This is a genomic window from Shewanella pealeana ATCC 700345, assembly GCF_000018285.1.
In the GTDB taxonomy this organism is placed as follows: Bacteria; Pseudomonadota; Gammaproteobacteria; order Enterobacterales; family Shewanellaceae; genus Shewanella; species Shewanella pealeana.
The window spans coordinates 1572804-1593590 of the sequence record NC_009901.1; the positions used below are offsets into that span (position 1 = coordinate 1572804).

The window sequence follows — 20787 nt, forward strand, 5'->3', positions numbered from 1 at the left end:
AAAGGCATAGGCGAAACTAGGCTAGTGGAACTGATTGCGTGCTGGAATGTTTGCTTGGGGCTGACTGATAACGCCGTTGAATAGGCTAAAACTCGACTTTTAGGATCGTTTTGGCTGGTTACTTTTGCGTTGAACGACTTCAAATGTTCTCTGTTGTAGCGCCTTTTTTTGCAAAACTTAAACTTTTTTAGGATTGAACCAATGTTTTTTCTAATGTTGGTCAATATTTATCGTGCAGAGGCTAATAACAAGAGTAGATCGCTTTTGTTACGTTTCCGTAAACGTCAGATTGAAACGTTCGTTTGAATTGGTGCTTGTGCATAGCGCGGTCAAGCTGTTGTTTTTATTGCTATTGCTGGCTTAACCATAAGGTGAGTTATAAACGCTTTGCTAAATCAATGCGGTGTTAGCTGAAGCTTTTTGGTGGCAATAATTGTTAACGATGTGAAATATAATAACGAACTTTATTTCGGTTCGTTCTCTCTGGTCAATTTGTCTTACAAGTTGCAGTTCATAAATATCAATTAATTTTCGATTGAATTATTTTAATTACAAATCAGTTGTTTAGCTGTGTTGTTGTGATTCGTTTTAAGTGGGTTTACGCCATCCTAGCTACTTGGTAATAGCAGGCGCCTACATGCCGTATGCTTGCAACCGAATCTTTTAGTCAGTAGGTTTTGTTGTAAATCAACATATGCTTACTTAGAAACCTTACCGCTAATTAAGTCATAAGTTTGAAGGTTCAGGTTAAGCACGACTTTATGAAAGGCATGCTAGGGAACTGGATTAATTGAGCGCTGACGGCCTAAAGCAACCAATGCTAGGTGTCATCAAGGATATGAGCAAAGTTTTGGGAGATAAAATGATGACAGAGCAATTAACAGCGCTAGATACTTGCGACGCACTGGTATCGAGTCAAGAGTTACAGATAAAAGGGCAAGCTGTTGCAGGGCAGGAGCAGGTATTAACTGAAGGCACACTGTGCTTGTTAAAGGCATTGTGTAAGCAGTTTGCGCCACAGGTGCCAGATTTACTTGCTAATAGGCAGGCAAAGCAAAAGCGTATTGATTTAGGTGAGTTGCCCGATTTTTTGGAGGAGACCAAGGAGATCCGTCAAGGGAATTGGCAGATCCGAGGTATTCCTGAAGACTTACAAGATAGGCGCGTAGAGATCACCGGGCCTGTTGAGCGCAAGATGGTGATCAATGCGCTTAATGCTAATGCCAAAGTGTTTATGGCCGATTTTGAGGATTCACTGGCGCCAAGCTGGCACAAGGTGGTGCAAGGTCAAATCAACCTGCGGGATGCGGTGAACGGTGATATTGGCTATACGGCGCCAGAAACAGGCAAGCATTATTCATTAAATGACAATCCTGCGGTGCTTATTTGCCGAGTCCGTGGTCTACATATGCAAGAGCAGCATGTGCAGTTTGGCGGCGTCGCCATTCCTGCTGGCTTGTTCGATTTTTGTGTCTATTTCTACAATAACTACTGTAAGTTATTGAGTAAGGGCAGCGGGCCGTATTTTTATATTCCTAAGCTAGAAAGCCATCTAGAGGCCAAGTGGTGGGCAAGAGTGTTTGCTTTTGTTGAGGCGCGTTTCTGTTTACAGCCTGGCACCATAAAATGTACCTGCCTAATTGAAACCCTACCCGCCGTCTTTGAGATGGATGAGATCTTGTATGAACTGCGCTCTAACATCGTTGCGCTTAATTGCGGTCGTTGGGACTATATATTTAGCTATATTAAAACCCTAAATAACCATAGCGACAGAGTGCTGCCCGACAGGCAGTCGGTCACCATGGATAAGCCATTTTTAAGTGCTTACTCTCGCTTATTGATCAAGACCTGCCACAAGCGTGGTGCGTTAGCTATGGGCGGCATGGCAGCCTTTATTCCAGCAAAAGATACTGAGCTCAATCAACAAGTGCTAGCTAAGGTTAAACAGGATAAGCAACTCGAAGCGCGAAATGGCCATGATGGCACTTGGGTAGCACATCCTGGGCTGGCCGATACTGCGATGGCAATTTTTAATGAATACATAGGTGAAGACCATATTAATCAACTACACATTACCCGTGATGTTGACGCCCCTATTCATGCTAGAGAGTTACTCGAACCTGCAAAGGGGCAATGTACAGAAGCTGGCATGCGCCTCAATATTAGAATTGCACTGCAATACATAGAGTCGTGGATTAACGGCAATGGCTGCGTGCCTATCTATGGCTTAATGGAGGATGCGGCTACGGCTGAAATATCTCGCACTTCAATTTGGCAGTGGATTAAGCATCGTCAGCAGCTTACCTCTGGGGCTGTGGTCACTAAGGCACTATTTAAGGATATGTTGGTAGAAGAGCTCGCCCACGTTAAAGATGAGGTAGGGGCCGATCGTTTTACTCACGGCAGTTTTACTCAGGCCGCAGTCTTGCTAGAGCAGATCACTACAGCAGACGAGTTGGTCGATTTTTTAACTGAGCCGGGATATCAACTGTTGGTGGAGTAATACCAATTAGATATTGAGTATGCTTTTTATAAAATCTGCCTTGTTATAAAACCTGCCTTGGTAAAAGTTTGGCTACATCTTGTAGCTTGTGTCCCCCGCACTGTATTCCTACGTGCTGTGCGGGTTTTTAATTTTTGTCCCTCACCCTTCCAGTGAGTGGCTTAGTTGTGATTGGCGACTCTTCGGAGTCGTTTTTTTTTGAACATTAATAGAGTTTGGCAAAGGTATGTGTGTTAACGAACTGTAAAGGCTTTATTGTTGGCTATTAACGTATAGAATGTAGTAATAGATTTTATACTTGATGTTTTGAGCACTTTCTTGGTGATCATTGTCATAGTGAGCATTGTGTATTTTCAGGCAAGAGAACTGAGCATGATATCTGTAGCCTGTACAGCCTGATGGGTGTAACCGTCATAAGATGAGAGTGACTTGAAAGTAAGTAATATAGAAAACAGTCGATATAAGGGCGTCGAATACTGGACTAATCGTATCAGTGATCAAGAGATGCCTGCTCTTTGCTCTACAGTGAAAACCCTCGAAAAGCTTGCAAAGGACGACGTCTCCTCTTTATCGATCCTAGGTAAGAGTGTCATGCATGATAATGCATTGACCTCCAGAATTTTGCGAGTGGCAAATAGCGTAACTTACAGTAAAGGGATTAGCCAAGTGACTACGGTAAGCCGTGCCGCTGTGGTGCTTGGTTTTGATACCATAAAGAATATTTGTATTACGGCTAAATTACTCAGCAGTTTGCTTGAAGCTGAGGGGCTCTCAGAAGGCGTTTACCACAGAATGCTCAAGCTGATGGCACAAGCTTTTCAAGCTGCAATGCTAACGAAAATGCTACTCAAGGGCTACGACGAAGAGTTGCAAGAGGAGGTCTTTATAGCCTCTTTACTGTATCACTTAGGAGAAAGCGCTTTTTGGAGTACAGGCTGCGCCGAAACCTTAGTGCTTGATAATAAACTAAATCAATGTGATTCGTCGCAACAGATGAATCAAGTCGTGCGAGAGGTGCTTGGTACCACGTTTGAGCAGCTATCCTTAGGGCTCGCAAGGAGCTGGGGACTCGGTCATTTACTGATAAAATCATTGAGCCAACCAGATCAGCGTACCCCAGAGATCCGCAGTATTTTTCTCGCTAATAAGCTCAGCGAGATCTTGTGTCAGAACTCGCCTAACATGGCGGAGTTGTCGAAACGGCTACAACAAACAGCAGGTATGTTAGGTCTAGAGGTTGACGAGCTAAAGGGGCGGATTATTCGCTGCCATAAAGCGACTAAAACCATGGCTGATGCCTATGGTGCGCGGATATTAGTTGAGCATTTACCTGATCCCAAATACCTTCAGGAGGAAATTCACGAGAGTCAGCCTGCCCCTGTTATTTATGTTAGCGATGCTAACCGTCAGTTGCAGTGTTTGCGAGAGCTCACTCAATGCGCATTAAATAAACAAGATTTTAATCAGGTACTCTCTATTACATTAAACGGGATTCTAACAGGTGTTGGTGTAGACCGCTGCTGTGTACTGTTGATGGCTCCGAATCGAAAGTCATTGATCCCTAGGATTGTTCATGGCGAGGGCGTAGAGCAAATGAAAGCGTCGTTTAAGATTTCATTGAACAGTACCAAAAGCGTATTTCAAGATTGTATTTCACTGAAAAAAGGTTTGTTTGTTGATAACCCAAGCTCATCTAAGTGGCGTTTATTTATGGATGATGACATTAAAGCTATCACCTCTGCAACGGGCTTCATGCTTGCCCCACTGATTATGGATCAAACCGCGATAGGTGTGGTGTATGCCGATAGAGAGAGCTCAGGAAGGCGTTTGTCCGAAGGTGATTTTACTAGCTTTAGTCATTTGGTTGATATGGCCAATGTCTGTTTCACTACCTCAACAAAATAACGGGCTAACTGATTAGCTCCTTAAGTTGCTAAAGCACTGCCTTGCAGCGCTTTTAATTTTCGACTGCTTTTATCTGCTTGGTAATCGATTTTGCTATAGCGTTGGGGATCGGAAAGCTTAAGTGGTATTGAGCTATTTTCCAGCCTTGTACGGTTTTGATTAAGGTACCCGTGCCGCGACTCACGCCATAAGAGGGGCTAGATAAAATCTCGTCAAACAAAATCACATCGCCGTGTTGTGTCATCTTTCTACTGGTTAAATCGTAACGCCATCCTTTCGTTGGCCTAGCGTATTGCTCAAATTCAGCTTTTCCCCAATGTTCATTTACATCTGTACCAATAAAAATGCCTTTATCATCGTATAGTGCAAAGTAGCTATCCCAGTCAGCATTAGATGAATATTGGTTTAGTGCATCCAACACTTTGGCAGCCTGCTGCTTGTCACTCTCAGGACTGTCACTGGCGAGTGCATTGATTGAAACAGAGCTTGAGACTAGCCATATAATGCATAAGGCCTTCGAGGCGCTTAGATTAAACATATCTATCCTTGTCATGATGTTGGCTCTACTGACACTAATACTATAGAGGTCCAAGGGTTAATGCCAATTCACCGGATCGAGCTGGTAAAAAGCGCTTAGCTCTCGGTAAAGCGCTGGATGTAATGCGATAAAGTCATGGGGCTGCTCGAAAAAAACTTCACTCACAACGGCAAAAAATTCCGCTGGGTTAGTGGCGCCATAATAGCTAAAAAGTGAATGTTCACCGTATTGACTCGCCCTTACTAACGCTTGAAATTCCTGCATTAATACTTCAGACCAAGAAGCGTAATCCTTGCTATGTTGCAGAATAGGAGCCCCGTTTGCACTGCCATCTTCTTGATCTAATTGGTGGGCAAACTCATGGATGACTACATTACTGCCATCATCAGGTACAGCGGCGTCGTGCTTAGTGGTTTGCCAAGACAATATTACACGGCCATGTTGCCATGATTCACCCGATAGGACTCTTCGCTGCTCTGACACCACTCCTGCACCATGATGCTGCTGGTTTTCGACAATAAATACCGATGGATAAATGAGGATCTCTTTTAATCTTGGATAAAAATCGGTTGTTCTATTGAGTAATAATAAACAGGCTTGAGCGGCCACCGTGACACGAATATCATCGGTAATTTTTAAATCATCGCAGCCGACAAAGCGTTTTTCTGCGATAAATACTTGAATGTGTTTCTTCAGTTGTAGCTGCAGATCTGCGGGTAATGTCCTAAAAAAAGGAATACGACGTTTTAAGATCTCTCGCCATTCATGGGGGAAAGGCTGTTGGCTAATTAATTTCCGTCGACGACGAGCACGCCATGACGCACTAGCAATCCATGCTATGGCGCTAATACTGAACAGTAGGATAAGAAAGATCGCCAACATAGGTTCCCTGGATTTATTTGCGTTAATAATGATATATGGACGCAGTGAGCAAGATTCAACCGTTGCAATAATTCGAGTCGATTATCTTTGAGATTAAAAGTGCAGAGGTTTAGGAGTCAAGAATACTAAATCGTGATTAGAAAATGGGCAGTTTGGGGAGCGTCGCGGATAGAGAAAAAATGCTGGCAGTGCAATACTTCAAAATTGTTAGTTTACTGCCAGCTAAGGGAAGGGAGATTTATACTTATTCAACGATAATACTTTTTTCCTTTTGCTTTCTTTGCTCGGGGCTTAAATTAAAGTGATGCTCAATTAAGAAGCGAATTAACTTTGATTTTGCTACATCGCAGTCATCGGCTAATGTTGCTAAGTGAGCAATCGCAGATTCAGTTAAGGTGAAGGTTGCCTTTCTGACAGGGCAATTTCCTTTTTTCACCGTTAATACTGTTTCGCTTTGTTGTCTGTTCAGTAAGTTACTTCTATATTCAGGCTGAAACCGGGCTTTCTGTCGTTCTAAATCAATGACTTTATGTTGTTTAGACGCGAGCACTTCTTGGCCTGAAGCATAACGGCTCGCATCGTTAATAAAATCATCAATTAAATCATCGAGTGCTAGCTGGCTTGTTTGGATCTGCCTATGGGTTGAACTAGACGGCGTAGAGTTTTTCTTGAGATCTGCCAGACCCATAATTACCTCTCATCTTGTTCATCTGTTTTTCAGCAAGGCGATTGCGAATTTCAGTGGCACTGTTTACTTGTAGCATTTCACAGGCAATGCCCCTTATCTCCCCAGCGGCTTTTCCATTAGGTTCAATCTCGAGTACTGACAGGCCAGATTCTTCGCTGTCATCGTAGATATTGCGGCTATAGGTAATCGCATCTAACACATTGATGTCGTATGTCTTACAAACTTCTTTAGCTTCAAAGATCCGGTTTGCCTGATTAGGCAGGCTAGGGCATTGGGTAATAACAAAAGTGGCACGCATTTTAGGGTTTATCATCATACAAGTAGCGACGATATCATCCATATGACTGACTGTTTTCAGATCTCGACGTTTAGGACGCAGAGGCATAAGCACGTGTGACGCGACCGACATCGTTGCGCGCAGCGCTAAGTTATCTTGGCCACCACAATCTACGATTACATAATCATAATGCTGCTCTAAACTAAGGAGATCATTACGGATTTTTCCGTAAAGTTGCACACAATTAATACTGGGTAAGTCAGAGTTATTATTGCGGGCATGGATCCAATCTGAAGTCGTACGTTGAGGATCGCAATCAACCATAATAACTGAGGCTTGGCATTCTGCTGTTAGAAATACAGCGACATTTTGGGCTAGGCAACTTTTACCACTACCACCTTTTTCGCCACCGACGAGTATGATCATTTTGTTTTCCTCTTGTACGCGGTGAATTTATATTTCTTATTATATGAATGGAGTTAAGTAACAGTTTGCGTACTTATTGATACCGGATTTGTTAATAACGCAATCCACATATATCTTCTGTCACTGTGAACTTAATCTAGGTCGATACATCGTATTCGTCAACTGTATGATAATTGACGGTTTTATTGCAATTGACGCTGAGCAAATTTTTGACGTTTTAGGTGTGTGGGGCGGTTTTTTGGCGCTAAGTTAAAAGTGTTGCAGTTGTGGGTTATTTGTTAGGTTAATTAGGTGTTTAGCTTTTATTTGAAATAAGTAATCTTTTTAACTGAATAGATAACGGTCTATTTTCCGGTTTTAGCCGCTTACTGGCCTGCTTGCTTATTTCAATGTGATATATTTAATCTTATTGTTATTTAAAATTGATATATACAGTTTTACACTTGAGCTCATGATTTTTGAATCATCGTTGTTGCTGGCGCGAGTCAAAGTGCAGTATTTCTATGAGAACTTGATAGAATGTGGCGCTAGAATATTTTTTTGATAATAATGAGGTTAATCTGTGATGGATGAAAAACTTCTATTTGAAGCCGTTACTCAAAAGATGCCTTTTGGTAAATATGCAGGAAGGTATTTACTCGAACTACCTGAACCTTATTTAGTCTGGTTCCATTCAAAAGGCTTCCCTGAAGGAAAACTGGGCCAGCAATTAGCGTTAATGTATGAGGTCAAGTTAAATGGTCTTGAAGGTATGTTGCAGCCTATATTAGATGAGGCAAAGCGTTCTTAACTGGCTTTAGGTTGGTATTAGTCCATTTGAGCAATAAATCGACTGTAATTAATAAAGTTCCGTGATAGGGATTAAAATACTTGGTTATGAGAGTTGGATCTAATAGTTGGATATTAGCTAGCTTATACTTGTGACTAATTAGAGATTTATCAGCTATTGCATGTTTTAATACTTATGAATTGATAACTTATTTAAAGGAAATTTCCGATGATAGCTAAATTAGTGAAATTGGCTGCAGCTGCAACTCTAGCACTCGGTATCTCAAGCGCATGGGCACAAGGTGTTATGCATGAAGGTACTGTCATGGATACCATGAATGGCGGCGGTTATACCTACGTTCAGATTAAAGAAGCTGACAAGACTTTTTGGGCTGCAGGTCCACAGATTGAAGTTAAGAAAGGCGACACTGTTGTTGTTCAAGAGCAGATGTGGATGAACGATTTCAGCAGCAAAACTCTAAATCGTACTTTCGATGAGTTGTTATTTGTTGGCCGTATCGATAAAAAGTAATTGTCACTTTAACGCCATAAGCAGAACTGCTTGGCTTTAAAGAGTGAACTTTTAGAAAGAATGCTAAATGGCGTAGACTGAGTCTACGCCATTTTCTTTTGTGTAAAACTACTGCAAAATATGGGCAGCAAAGCCTTACCTCTCGTAATCATCAATCGCCTAAGTAAGTGAATATTATCAATGCTTAAACTGATCCCATATCAAAAATGTTATGCCGTTGAGGTCTCAATGCTGGCGCATATTTCGATTTGCGGCATAAGCGAGGACGTTTATTGCGAAGAAGAAAAGTCGGCATGGTCTTTTGCACCAAGATCAGCATATCACTGGCATAAGAGGCTATCTAAATCTCAAACTTGGTTGGTGGTGGATGACAAGCGTATAGAGTCTGACAAGGCTTTTTGCTGCGGCTTTATTAATCTTGAGACTCAATTTGAGAGTCGTGGCTATATTGATAGTTTATATGTGCATCCAGCCTATCAGCGGCGCGGTATTGCAAGTCAGTTATATACAGCGTTAGAGCAATGGGCGAGGCAGCAAAAATTTGATGAGCTATCGGTCGATGCCTCAAAGGTGTCGAAACCGCTCTTCGAATCAATGGGCTTTAAAGTTAGACATCGTAGCTATCAAGAGAAGCGGGGTGTGGTCATCATGGGCTATTACATGCTTAAGGGGCTGATTTAGTTTTGCAAAGTTAACGTTGCTTGAGCCAGTCAGTCTTTCGCGAAAATGAGCCAGTCTATAGCAAGCTTTAAAAGGATTTACCCTATGAAACAACCAGTATTCACAGTCAGACCATTCGTGATTAACGACGTCACCGAGCTGGCTCAGGTGTTTCACTTGAGCATTAAACAGGGCGCAGCCTCTCATTACAGTGAGCAAGAGCGCGCGGTTTGGTCACCTAACTTGCGTAGCGATGAGGTTTGGCTTGAGCGTTTATCAGGGACGTTAACTTGGGTCGCTGAAGCAAACCAACGTATTATCGGTTTTATCAATCTCAAGAAACCAAGCGATTTAAATGGCGATAGTCATATCGATATTGAACAGGCTACTGCAGGCTTTTTAACTCAAGCAGAGGTTGATTGCTTGTTTACTCATCCTGAGTTTGTGGGTATGGGAGTAGCTAAAGCTTTATATCTTGAACTTGAAAAAAAGGCGCTAACACTCGGGGTTAAGCAGTTAGCGGTACAGGCCTCATATTTGGCTAAGCCCGTGTTTGAACGGTTTGCGTTTCAAACTATTAAACAAAATAGCCATAATAAAGGGGACCAAGTACTGGTCAACTTCAGTATGGTAAAGCCGTTAGCCTAAAATAATCTGCTTTGTTGTGGGGGCAAGACTGAAGTTCAGCCCTTGCCCACTCAATTGCATTTAATTACAGTGGCGCGAGATTATGGCTGGTGTAGTGAACCTGTGGTTCGAGCACTTCATCTAAGCTTTGGGCTTTACTGATAAAGCGAATGAAAGCTTGTGGCAGACTCAAGCCATCGACATCTTTTTGCCAATTTGCTTTCAATATCGGGTGATAACCTTCCTTACCCGATGCGGTATAGGAAGAGGAGACCCCTTTATAATGAGCCTTCGCATCGACTTCTCGCCACTGCATTGTACCTTCTACATCACTGAGGACTTCAAGCTTGATGATGCGTTGTCCTAAAGCCTGTTTACCATCATAAAAGTATTTCAAGCCATAGGTGTAAGGGAAGCTTCCCGCACCAGTGCCAATCACACTGTTATTGGTTGCCGCATTTATCGCAGACTCTAGCATCTGAAATAGATACTGGCCTTGGATCTCATAGGTCACTAATGGGATGTCGAAAGGTAAAATGCGTCCTAAGATCTCCGCCAAACTCACATCACCTTTATCGAGAGACTGACGTACGCCACCGGCATTATGCAGTGCGAAGTCGACCTCAACCCCTAGCTCTCTGGTTTCCTGATACATGCTACGGCTGACCCATGGCGCAATTTCACTGCCGTGGGGCAGAGCTTTGCTGGGCAAGCGTGTATGAACCAAGCTTTTAGGGACAAAGCCCAAGATTTTATTATTTAGCGCATCGAGACTAGGTCGGTATTTTTGCTGAATTCTTGTCTGCACCAAGCTATCTTCACCATCCCATAAGATCAGTGGATGGGATTGTAGTTGTTGACGAACATTTAGATAATCTTGAGGACTGACATCATCGGAAGCCTGCAGGATAAACTGCTGATCTAACATGAAGTAATTGCCACCCATGAGCGTTAATACCTTACCTTTAGAGTCAAAAGTGATGTCGGCAATACCTAAGGTTTCGGCATACTTACCTGCGTGTACTATCGCGGTATCGTTAATACGCTCACCATAGGGCATATTAGATAAGCCAAGCTCACTAAAGTCACCTTGTAGGGTATGTGAGTGACCACCAACAATGAGGCTAATGCCATCGACTTCACTGGCTAAGACTTTATCTTGATCCAGCCCTAGGTGACTCAATACGATAATGTGGTCAATGCCCTGAGCCTTTAGCTGAGCAACCGTGCGCCGAGTAGTGGCGATAGCGTTAATAAAATGGGTGTCTTCATCAGGGCCTGCAATTTCACTCATTTGGTCGAGCGTGATGCCAAAGCAGGCGATTTGCTTATCAGCTAATGGCTTTAGCAGTACTTTGGCAGTTTGTGACTCAGGGTTAAAGTCGAGTAAGTTTCGGTGATTAGCTAGGCGCGCACTTTTATTTAGGCACTCTTGGCTAAGATCCATGTTGCCAGCCATTAGGGGAAACTTAATATCATTAAGAAAGTCGAGTACTGGCTCGTTACCCGCGTCTATTTCATGATTGCCTAGCACCATGGCATCAGGCTGGAGCATGTTCAACAGGTCTGAGTTGGCTTTACCTTTGAACTCATTGAAGTAAAGCGTGCCTTGGAAACTGTCTCCGCCGTGCAAGAATAAAAATTCCTGCCGTTCTTTTTTGGCTGTGTTTCTTGCTTGTTTGAGCTGGTAAGCGATACGAGCATAACCACCTGTGTGGCTATAGAGAGTCAGCTCTTTTTGCTGCTCACAAATCGTAAATTGAATACGGTTTGCATCGAAGTGTGAGTGAGTGTCATTGATGTGGGCAAGTTTTAACTTGTATTGCGCTTTTGTCGCCACTGATTTAGGTAGGGTGGTTGTCATCTTATTCCTCGGGACCAAACAAGGAGTATAGCACAGCGAGGCTAATTATTAACAAGCCGAATTTGCTTTTAAGCAAGGGCAGATTTTAAGGCTGGGCTGACTTTGAGGAGGTGGCCAGCTTTAATCGATTTATTTAGAGCTTGATTGGTATAATACCAATCAGTATAAGAAGTTGATCTACTCAGAGCGTTTTTGGCAAACTAATTCAAGGCGAATAACTGAAAGAATGGTTGCTCCCTTGTGAAGTTGTTCAACGCAGAAGTAGGCAGCCAAAAACGCTCCAGAATGGCGAGTTTTAGCGGCTCTGATACTGCGTTAACAAGCTTAAACGTAGAATAACTATGCTCTTCACTCGTTGCCTTGCCTCAGAACCGCTAAACTCTCGCTGAGCGACCAAATCTTTATACTGATTGGTATAACTGCCGAATATTGCTAGCGATAGAGTTTAGATATTAAAAAAGGGAGCCAAGCTCCCTTTTTAGTAACCAACAATTTGGTTAACAGATATTAGCGCTCTTCTTTTTCGAAATCGCCATCATCAGATAATACTATGCCTTTGTCTTTCATGCGGCGACTCCATAACTTACGTGCAAATTGCTGCATGTCTGTTACAGGGTCGTTTGAATCGACAATCTCAAGGCCGAGTAATGATTCAACGATATCTTCTAAGGTAACAATACCTTCGTGAGAACCGTATTCATCTACTACCATAGCAATCTTAGTATTTCGCTTAATCATTAGCTCAAATAGAGGCAAAATCTTGGCGGTCTCTGGGATCACCAATAGGCTCTTCTTAAGCACGGCGATCGACTCTTTTGGAGTGTTACGCTCAGCAAGCAAAATATCGTTTCTATTCACGTAACCAATAATGTTATCTGGCTCTTGGTCATAGACAGGAATTCGAGTAAAAGGTTTTGCCATGTACTGACGTGTAAACTGATCCTGAGTTAAGTCGGTAGGCAGTCTAAACAATACTGTTCTTGGCGTCATGATAGCGGTTACAGGCATTTCTTTAACCGACAGCATCTGAGTCAAAATCTTTGACTCTTGCTCATCAAGCTCTCCAGATGCACGACCAATCTCTGCCATCGCACTCATCTCTTGACGAATGTACTGACCTTCATCGCCTTTGCCCATCAGTTTAGTAACTTGATTAGACATCCAGATAAGAGGCAAGGTACTTCGTTCCATCCAAACCAAGGCGATAGATACAGTTGGAGCGAGTGAACGCCAGTAGTTTGCACCTAGGGTCTTAGGGATGATCTCTGAGAAGAAGAGAATTAAGAAGGTAAGAACACCAGAAAATACGCCTAACATCTCATCGCCAAATACCTTAGCCGCTTGCGCACCAGCAACTGCAGCACCGACGGTGTGAGCGATAGTGTTTAAGGTCAGGATTGAAACGAGTGGAGATTCAACATTCTCTTTTTGCTTACGTAATCTATTAGCTGCACCTGGATTGGTTTTAGTTAATGAGGCTATGTAACTTGGTGTCACTGAAAGCAATACGGCTTCAAACACACTACAAAGAAAAGAGACGGTTATCGCGACAAATATTATAATGATAAGGGTTATCATAAAGGTGAAATTACACCTCCAAATGGCAGACCAAAAGTAGTCTGCGCGGATTCTAGCACAGCTTTTTAACTTTGGTGATAGCCCACTGGCTAATATTTGTTAAGATCTGTATAATTCGCCGCCCGCAAGCAGGTTTTAGGTTTTTTTGAGGTTAGACTAAATGAGTGAAAAGAAGATCAATTTATTGGATCTTGATCGTAAAGCATTAAGAGCGCTATTTACCGAAATGGGTGAAAAGCCATTCCGTGCTGATCAATTGATGAAATGGATTTATCATTTTGGCGTTAGTGACTTCGAAGAAATGACGAACATTAACAAAGTATTGCGCGCTAAACTTGCCGCGAAATGCGAAATCGTCGCCCCTGAAATTTCAAGTTATCAAAAGTCTGTTGATGGCACAATTAAGTTCGCTATCAACGTTGGTGATGGTCAAGAAGTTGAAACGGTTTATATCCCTGAAGATGACCGTGCCACGCTATGTGTATCGTCGCAAGTGGGTTGTGCCCTAGAGTGTACTTTCTGCTCAACGGCGCAGCAAGGCTTTAACCGTAACCTAACGGTTGCAGAGATCGTAGGCCAAATTTGGCGCGTTGCCGACTTTATCGGTTTCGTGAAAGACACAGGTGAACGTCCAATCACAAACGTTGTGATGATGGGCATGGGTGAACCATTACTCAACTTAAAGAATGTGATCCCAGCGATGGATATCATGTTGGATGATTTTGGTTTCAGCCTATCTAAGCGCCGTGTAACCTTATCGACATCAGGTGTTGTACCAGCTCTTGATAAATTGGGTGATGTACTAGACGTCGCATTAGCCGTGAGTATTCACGCACCTAATGATGAGCTGCGTGACGTATTGGTTCCAGTTAACAAAAAATATCCACTAGAAGAGTTCTTAGGGGGTATTCGTCGCTATATCGCTAAATCTAATGCTAACCGCGGTCGCGTCACCGTTGAGTACGTCATGCTAGATCATATTAATGACAGTACAGATCAGGCTCATGAGTTAGCTAAGCTGATGAAAGATACGCCGTGTAAGGTTAACCTTATTCCGTTTAACCCATACCCGGGTTCTCCATATGGGCGTTCATCGAACTCTCGTATCGATAGATTCTCGAAAGTCTTGATGGAATATGGCCTAACCGTTATCGTTCGTAAGACTCGTGGTGACGATATCGATGCTGCATGTGGTCAGTTAGCGGGTGACATTCGCGATAGAACCAAACGTTTAGCAAAAAAACAAATGCAACAAAATCAAATTTCAGTCACAATAAACTAACTCTTTGTATCTACTGATAGATGACTGTTAGATGGGCTTAAAAATGAATCAGAGTAAGCTGGTATTGCCGCTGGTATTAATCCTGTCGTCAGTGATGACAACAGGGTGTGTTACCCAAGATACCTATGCGGGTACCGATACGCCAGTCTCTGAAAGAAAAGTGGATAAAGTTGCCGCTGCACGTCAGCGAATACAACTTGGTCTGACCTATCTACAAAAAGGCAATAGTGAACAAGCCAAAGCCAACCTCGATCGAGCATTGGCTTTTGCACCCAATTTGGAAGAAGTGCACATTGCTTTTGCTTATTACTACCAGTCTGTCGGTGAATTAGAAAAAACAGAGCAAGCATACAGAGAAGCGATCGACTCAAGTGATGCAACGGGTGATTCATACAATAACTTCGGTGCATTTTTGTGTCAGCAAGGTAAATATGCTGAGTCTGAGAAGATGTTTCTAAAAGCTGTTGACCAGCCTCTGTATACCCGTTCGGCTTCAACCTATGAAAACCTCGGTATTTGTAGCCGTAAAGCCGGACAAATGAGTAAAGCGCAGTCTTATTTTGCGATGGCACTAAACTACGATCCTAGAAGACGTACCTCACTAATCGAGCTGACAGAGATCGATTATGAAGAGGGCAAATATGCCGAGGCGAGAGAACAACTTTCTCGCTATCATAGAGTGGCTGCAGAATCTGCAGGCAGTTTGGCACTCGGGATTAAAATTGAACAAGGTTTGAATGACCAAGAAGCGGTTAGACGGTTCGGTATCTTACTACTGGCAAAGTTTCCGCAGTCTGTTCAGGCCAAAGAATATCGGGCTAGTATGCATTAATGAAAAATGAACAGAATCAAGAGCCCAATGTAGATAATGAAAGCCTAGTGGATGAGCCGACGCTCACACTGGGCGTTTTGCTAAAAACAGCCCGCGAAAATAAGGGGCTGTCGATAGAGGCGATTGCAGCACAATTGCATTTACGTCCCACTATCGTGCAAGAGATTGAGGCCGATAATTTAGAGGCAGTTGGCGCAGCAACTTATGTGCGCGGCTATGTGAAAAACTACGCTCGGGCAGTGCAGGCCGACCCGTTTACCGTACAAGAGTGCTTAAATAAGCAACTTGCGAATGACGATGAGCCATCGATGCAGAGTTTTTCTCGCAAGACCACACGTCAGGCTCGTGATGGCCGCTTGATGGCGTTGACCTATCTTATCGTGTTTGTGCTGTTAGCATTAATGGTCTGGTGGTGGTTCCAAAAGTCTTCGCTAGAGACTGCGGTTGATTATTCACAACCAACGGCAGAAGAGGTGGCAGCATCGGTACAGCTACCTGATTCGAGCCCTGCTGAGCCATTGCTGGTTGCTCATCAAGATTCTGCTGTTGAACAGTTCTCAGAAGCTGTTGATGAGGCATCGCAACTTGCGAATGAGGGCAGCCAAGCTGAAACTGATTTTACAGCGGTGCTCTCTGAGCCTGTTTTAGCTGAAACGGTTCAATCAGATACTTCTTCTGCAGACATAGCACCGTCTGTTACAACAGATGCCACAGCAGGCTCATCGCTAAAATTAAGCCTAACAGGAGACTGCTGGATTAAAATCGCCGATGCGACAGGCAAGACCCTAGTCAGCGATCTTAGGAAAGCCGGTAGCGAGATTAACTTAGTTGGGGCAGAGCCGTTTTCGGTGACGTTAGGCGCCCCTCAAGTAGTCAATATCCAACTAAATGGTAAAGCGATTAGTTTGGAGCAGTATCCTAGCGGTAAGGTGGCGAGATTAACGTTGCCACTCGCAGGACAATAACGGATCACAGAGCACAAAACGATGTATAACGAATCTCCTATTATCAGACGCAAATCAAGCCGCATTTATGTAGGCAATGTACCTATTGGTGATGGTGCCCCAATCGCGGTACAGTCAATGACCAATACTCGTACAACAGATGTTGAAGCGACGGTTGCGCAAATTAAGGCGTTAGAAAATGTTGGTGCAGACATTGTTCGCGTTTCAGTGCCAACCATGGACGCGGCCGAAGCCTTTAAGCTGATCAAACAGCAAACATCAATACCTTTAATCGCCGATATTCATTTTGACTACCGTATCGCCCTTAAAGTAGCTGAATATGGCGTGGACTGCTTGCGTATTAATCCAGGTAATATCGGTAACGAAGAGCGTATTCGTAGCGTAGTTGAATGTGCGCGCGATATGAATATTCCTATTCGTATCGGTGTGAACGGCGGTTCATTAGAGAAAGATCTGATGGATAAATACAAAGAGCCAACACCAGAAGCTCTACTTGAGTCAGCAATGCGTCACGTAGATATTCTTGACCGTTTGAACTTCGATCAGTTTAAGGTCAGTGTTAAGGCATCGGACGTGTTCTTAGCGGTAGAGTCATACCGTTTACTGGCTAAGCAAATCGTGCAGCCATTGCACCTTGGTATTACCGAAGCGGGCGGCGCGCGTGCTGGTTCAGTGAAGTCTGCCGTAGGTCTAGGCATGCTACTTGCCGATGGTATAGGTGACACGCTACGTATTTCATTGGCGGCCGATCCAGTCGAAGAGATCAAAGTCGGCTTCGACATCCTAAAGTCGCTACGTATTCGCTCACGCGGGATTAACTTTATCGCTTGCCCATCGTGTTCGCGCCAAGAGTTTGATGTGATCTCAACGGTAAACGAGTTAGAGCAGCGCCTAGAAGATATCGTGACGCCTATGGATGTATCTATCATTGGCTGTGTAGTCAATGGCCCAGGTGAAGCCTTGGTATCAGATATCGGTCTTACTGGTGGTAACCGCATGAGCGGTTATTACGACGATGGTGTGCGCCAGAAAGAGCGTTTTGACAATACCAATATTGTCGATTCGTTAGAGGCAAAGATCCGCGCTAAAGCGGCCATTGTTGCGGGTCGCATTCCGGCTCAAGATTTAAATAAGTAACGACAATTGCATCACAACCCTGCAGCGTGGGCTTGTGATTTTTTTATGGCTGAATGCACCTGTTGTACGTTTAGTCTCGAAACGCCTATAATGCGAGGCGTTTTTTAATTTTTATATAGCAAACTTGACGAGTCGAATAGTGGCAAAACAGATCCAAGCGATTCGCGGAATGAATGACATTCTGCCTACCCAAAGTCCTTTATGGCAAAAACTTGAAACCGTATTACGTGACACTGTTGGGTCATATGGTTACAGCGAAATTCGTACTCCTATCGTTGAAAGTACAGATCTCTTTAAGCGCTCTATCGGTGAAGTAACTGATATCGTTGAAAAAGAGATGTATACCTTTGAAGATCGAAACGGTGACAGCTTAACCCTACGTCCAGAAGGCACTGCCTCTACGGTACGTGCGGGTAACGAACACGGTTTGCTATACAACCAAGAGCAGCGTCTTTGGTATATGGGACCAATGTTCCGCCACGAACGCCCACAAAAAGGCCGTTACCGTCAATTCCACCAATTTGGTGTTGAAGTTTACGGCATTCCTACTGCCGATATCGACGCTGAAGTCTTGATGCTATCAGCCAAGCTTTGGGAAAAACTCGGTATTACTGAGCATGTGACCCTAGAGCTAAATACTTTAGGTGATACTGAAGAGCGCGCCGCATACCGTGATGCCTTGATTGCTTTCTTAGAGCAACACAAAGAGGTGTTAGACGAAGATAGCCAGCGCCGCATGTACAGTAACCCACTGCGCGTTTTGGACTCTAAGAATGCCGATGTACAGGCACTTCTAGCCGATGCGCCAGTGCTAATGGATTATTTCGGTGAAGACACGCGTTCACATTTTTCACATTTATGTGAACTCTTAGAGGCTGTCGGCATCCAATACACAATCAATCCTCGCCTAGTGCGCGGTTTAGATTATTATAATCGCACGGTTTTTGAGTGGGTGACATCGAGCCTAGGTTCGCAAGGTACAGTATTGGCCGGTGGTCGTTACGATGGTCTTGTTGGCCAGCTAGGTGGTAAGCCAACACCGGCAGTCGGTTTTGCAATGGGCCTTGAGCGCATCGTATTACTACTGCAAACACTTGAGCTCGACAAAGATATCGGTCCAGCTGTTGACGTATACGTGACAGCGATGGGTGATAACTGCAAAGTTGAAGCGATTAAGATTGCGCAAGAACTAAGAGCTAGCTTGCCAACTGCTAAAGTGATGAGCCATTGTGGTGGCGGTAACTTTAAGAAGCAGATGAAGCGAGCCGATAAGAGCGGTGCCTGCGTTGCACTGGTGATTGGTGAAGATGAACTTGCCAATAATCAAGTTGCAGTGAAACACCTTCGCGAAGATAAAGCACAAGAATTAGTTGCCCGTGATGCGTTGGCGACATATATTGCAGAGCTGATTTAAAAGGGGAAGAGTAAGTGGAAATTTATAGCACAGAAGATCAACAAGTAGATGCTATCAAACAGTTCTGGAAAGATTACGGTACCTCAATTGTTGTTGGCGCCGTTGTCGGTTTAGGTGGATTATTCGGTTGGAATTATTATTCTGACTACCAAGTAGCGCAAGCAGAAGCGGCATCAGAGTCATTTCAGGCACTGAGCAGCCAAAACACTGCCGATACGGCGATGTTAACTGCGGCGGAGAACTTTGCCAAACAACATGGCCAGAAAGGTTATCAGTCTCTGCTTGAGTTGTTAGTGGCTAAATCTGCGGTAGAAAGTGGTGATCTAGCAAAAGGGGAAGTGACCCTTAAAAATGTTATCGCGACTAATGTTGATAACAGCATTGTGTTGATTGCCACTATGCGTCTTGCACGTGTACAGGCAGAGCTTGGTCAATATGCGACTGCGATCACCACCCTTGAACAAATTACCGATCCAGCATCGAAGGCTCAAAGAGATGAGCTAAAAGGTGATTTCTTAGTTCGCCAAGGTGAAACAGAGAAGGCAAAGGTTGCCTATCAAACTGCGGTAGACAATGGTGGCACTATGACAAGTCCAACATTACAAATGAAGCTTGATAATCTGAACAAGGCATAAGGAATCTGCCCATGAAGTCTTGGTGCAAAACACTACTAGCATGCGGCATGAGCATAGGCATCTTGTCTGCTTGTTCTTCGAGTGATGTAGAGGAAGATCCAGTTACACCACTTACTGAGATAGAAGCCAGCGTATTTCCAGAAGTAAACTGGAGTGCAAACGTCGGTAACGGCGTCGGTGATTACTACTCTCGCTTACGCCCAGCAGCAAATTACGGCAAACTGTTTGTTGCAGACCGTTACGGTAAAGTTGAAGCGTTCGACGAAGTGACCGGTGAGCGTATTTGGCAAAATGATTTTAGCTCTGCATTTAGAGATAATGCATTAGCTAAAAACAAAGGTGCACGTTTAGCCGGTGGTGTAACAGCGTCACGTAACAAGGTATTTGTGGGCGGAGAAAGCGGCCTTCTAGCGGCTTTTGATGAAGCAACTGGTGAAGCTGTTTGGCATGTCGTTGCTGGTGGTGAGCTGTTATCGGCACCTACAGTAGGCGAAGATGTGGTTGTGGTTAATACCGGTGCGGGTACGTTAGAAGCGTTTGACGTGGAAGACGGAACTCAACAATGGGTATATGAAAACCAACTACCGACCCTAACCCTGCGTGGTACGGGCGCCGCTTCTTATGAGGCCGGTGGTTTCTTTGTTGGCACCGCCGATGGTAAAATTGCTGTTGTGATCAAAAACAATGGCCAGGCTGCATGGGAGCAGGCTATTTACACCCCAACGGGAGGCAATGAGTTCTCACGTATGGCCGATGTAGATATGAAGCCATTGCTTGTAGGTGAAAACCTATATGCCGTTAGTTACAACGGTAACTTAGTGTCTATGGAGATGCGCACTGGTCGTATCGTATGGTCACGCAGTTATTCGAGCTTCAATGAGTTAGCTTATTCGGGCGCAAGCCTATTTGTGGTCGACGATCACAGTCGTATTTATTCTGTTGATAGACGAAATGGTCTAGAGTTATGGAATAATGCAGAACTTGCTAACCGTAATTTAACCGCACCCGTGTCATTTAAAGATTACGTGGTTGTGGGTGATTTTGAGGGGTATCTACACTTCTTAAACAAGTCTGATGGTCAAATCGTTGGACGTGTAGAAGTTGATAGCTCAGGTTTATACAGTCAGCCATTAGTTGTTAATGACAACCTATATGTGCAGACTCGTGGTGGAAAAGTGGTTCGAGTCACACTTCCGTAAGCCAAATCGTTAGACATGATAAGGCCCCTGGATGTGTATGCCGGGGGCTTTTTAGTTATTAGAAAATGAGTAATA

General features: G+C 43.8%; 19 protein-coding genes. 13 read left to right on the forward strand and 6 right to left on the reverse strand.

Annotated features, from left to right (window positions below; translation table 11 throughout):
* Positions 1-865 precede the first annotated feature (865 nt).
* Positions 866-2503, forward strand: coding sequence for a malate synthase A (aceB, locus tag SPEA_RS06760; protein ID WP_041411322.1), 1638 nt, complete (start codon positions 866-868; stop codon positions 2501-2503).
* A 429-nt stretch (positions 2504-2932) separates the two neighbouring features.
* Positions 2933-4408, forward strand: a complete 1476-nt coding sequence (locus SPEA_RS06765; protein ID WP_012154544.1) for an HDOD domain-containing protein — start codon at positions 2933-2935, stop codon at positions 4406-4408.
* Positions 4409-4460: 52 nt separating this feature from the next.
* On the opposite strand, the gene SPEA_RS06770 is transcribed toward SPEA_RS06765, so the two are convergent.
* The 4 genes from SPEA_RS06770 to SPEA_RS06785 all read right to left on the reverse strand — a co-directional run bounded on the left by SPEA_RS06770 (position 4461) and on the right by SPEA_RS06785 (position 7219).
* The gene (locus tag SPEA_RS06770) at positions 4461-4946 is read right to left on the reverse strand and encodes a nuclear transport factor 2 family protein (protein ID WP_012154545.1); all 486 of its coding nucleotides are present in this window, start codon (positions 4944-4946) and stop codon (positions 4461-4463) included.
* 57 nt (positions 4947-5003) lie between these two features.
* Positions 5004-5828 carry a M90 family metallopeptidase gene (locus SPEA_RS06775; protein WP_012154546.1) on the reverse strand — a complete coding sequence of 275 codons (825 nt, stop codon included), beginning with the start codon at positions 5826-5828 and terminating at the stop codon, positions 5004-5006.
* A 244-nt stretch (positions 5829-6072) separates the two neighbouring features.
* Entirely contained in the window at positions 6073-6516 is a 444-nt protein-coding gene (locus tag SPEA_RS06780; protein WP_012154547.1) for a hypothetical protein, read from the reverse strand.
* The gene (locus SPEA_RS06785) at positions 6476-7219 is read right to left on the reverse strand and encodes an AAA family ATPase (RefSeq protein ID WP_012154548.1); all 744 of its coding nucleotides are present in this window, start codon (positions 7217-7219) and stop codon (positions 6476-6478) included. Before SPEA_RS06785 ends, SPEA_RS06780 begins: the two co-directional genes overlap by 41 nt.
* 565 nt (positions 7220-7784) lie before the next feature.
* Here SPEA_RS06785 and SPEA_RS06790 point away from each other — a divergent pair.
* The 4 genes from SPEA_RS06790 (at position 7785) to SPEA_RS06805 (ending at position 9827) form a co-directional block, all read left to right on the forward strand.
* Positions 7785-8009, forward strand: a complete 225-nt coding sequence (locus tag SPEA_RS06790) for a DUF3820 family protein (protein ID WP_012154549.1) — start codon at positions 7785-7787, stop codon at positions 8007-8009.
* A 207-nt stretch (positions 8010-8216) separates the two neighbouring features.
* Positions 8217-8519: a hypothetical protein gene (locus SPEA_RS06795; RefSeq protein ID WP_012154550.1), complete on the forward strand. Its 303-nt coding sequence runs from the start codon at positions 8217-8219 to the stop codon at positions 8517-8519.
* A 180-nt stretch (positions 8520-8699) separates the two neighbouring features.
* A complete protein-coding gene (locus SPEA_RS06800) occupies positions 8700-9200 on the forward strand; it encodes a GNAT family N-acetyltransferase (RefSeq protein ID WP_012154551.1) in 501 nt (166 codons plus the stop codon).
* A gap of 84 nt (positions 9201-9284) precedes the next feature.
* Positions 9285-9827 (forward strand): GNAT family N-acetyltransferase, encoded by a 543-nt coding sequence (locus tag SPEA_RS06805; protein WP_012154552.1) that lies wholly within the window; start codon positions 9285-9287, stop codon positions 9825-9827.
* Positions 9828-9891: 64 nt separating this feature from the next.
* Here the strand turns inward: SPEA_RS06805 and SPEA_RS06810 are convergent, their stop codons facing one another.
* Together SPEA_RS06810 and SPEA_RS06815 are read right to left on the reverse strand one after the other, a co-directional pair.
* Positions 9892-11670 (reverse strand): bifunctional metallophosphatase/5'-nucleotidase, encoded by a 1779-nt coding sequence (locus SPEA_RS06810; protein WP_012154553.1) that lies wholly within the window; start codon positions 11668-11670, stop codon positions 9892-9894.
* Positions 11671-12177: 507 nt separating this feature from the next.
* Positions 12178-13248, reverse strand: a complete 1071-nt coding sequence (locus SPEA_RS06815; RefSeq protein ID WP_012154554.1) for a CNNM domain-containing protein — start codon at positions 13246-13248, stop codon at positions 12178-12180.
* Positions 13249-13408: 160 nt separating this feature from the next.
* On the opposite strand from SPEA_RS06815, the gene rlmN reads away from it, so the two are divergent.
* From rlmN to bamB, 7 genes are all read left to right on the forward strand, one after another.
* Positions 13409-14530 (forward strand): dual-specificity RNA methyltransferase RlmN, encoded by a 1122-nt coding sequence (rlmN, locus tag SPEA_RS06820; RefSeq protein WP_012154555.1) that lies wholly within the window; start codon positions 13409-13411, stop codon positions 14528-14530.
* Positions 14531-14573: 43 nt separating this feature from the next.
* On the forward strand, positions 14574-15362 hold the full coding sequence (pilW, locus tag SPEA_RS06825) for a type IV pilus biogenesis/stability protein PilW (RefSeq protein WP_041411325.1): 789 nt from the start codon (positions 14574-14576) through the stop codon (positions 15360-15362).
* On the forward strand, positions 15362-16327 hold the full coding sequence (locus tag SPEA_RS06830; protein WP_012154557.1) for a RodZ domain-containing protein: 966 nt from the start codon (positions 15362-15364) through the stop codon (positions 16325-16327). Before pilW ends, SPEA_RS06830 begins: the two co-directional genes overlap by 1 nt.
* Before the next feature lie 21 nt (positions 16328-16348).
* Complete coding sequence (gene ispG, locus SPEA_RS06835; RefSeq protein WP_012154558.1) at positions 16349-17464, forward strand: flavodoxin-dependent (E)-4-hydroxy-3-methylbut-2-enyl-diphosphate synthase; 1116 nt, start codon at positions 16349-16351, stop codon at positions 17462-17464.
* Positions 17465-17603: 139 nt separating this feature from the next.
* The gene (gene hisS, locus SPEA_RS06840) at positions 17604-18878 is read left to right on the forward strand and encodes a histidine--tRNA ligase (protein WP_012154559.1); all 1275 of its coding nucleotides are present in this window, start codon (positions 17604-17606) and stop codon (positions 18876-18878) included.
* Positions 18879-18892: 14 nt separating this feature from the next.
* Positions 18893-19513, forward strand: coding sequence for a tetratricopeptide repeat protein (locus SPEA_RS06845; protein WP_012154560.1), 621 nt, complete (start codon positions 18893-18895; stop codon positions 19511-19513).
* An 11-nt stretch (positions 19514-19524) separates the two neighbouring features.
* Positions 19525-20712, forward strand: a complete 1188-nt coding sequence (gene bamB / locus SPEA_RS06850) for an outer membrane protein assembly factor BamB (protein ID WP_012154561.1) — start codon at positions 19525-19527, stop codon at positions 20710-20712.
* The last annotated feature ends 75 nt before the right edge of the window (positions 20713-20787 follow it).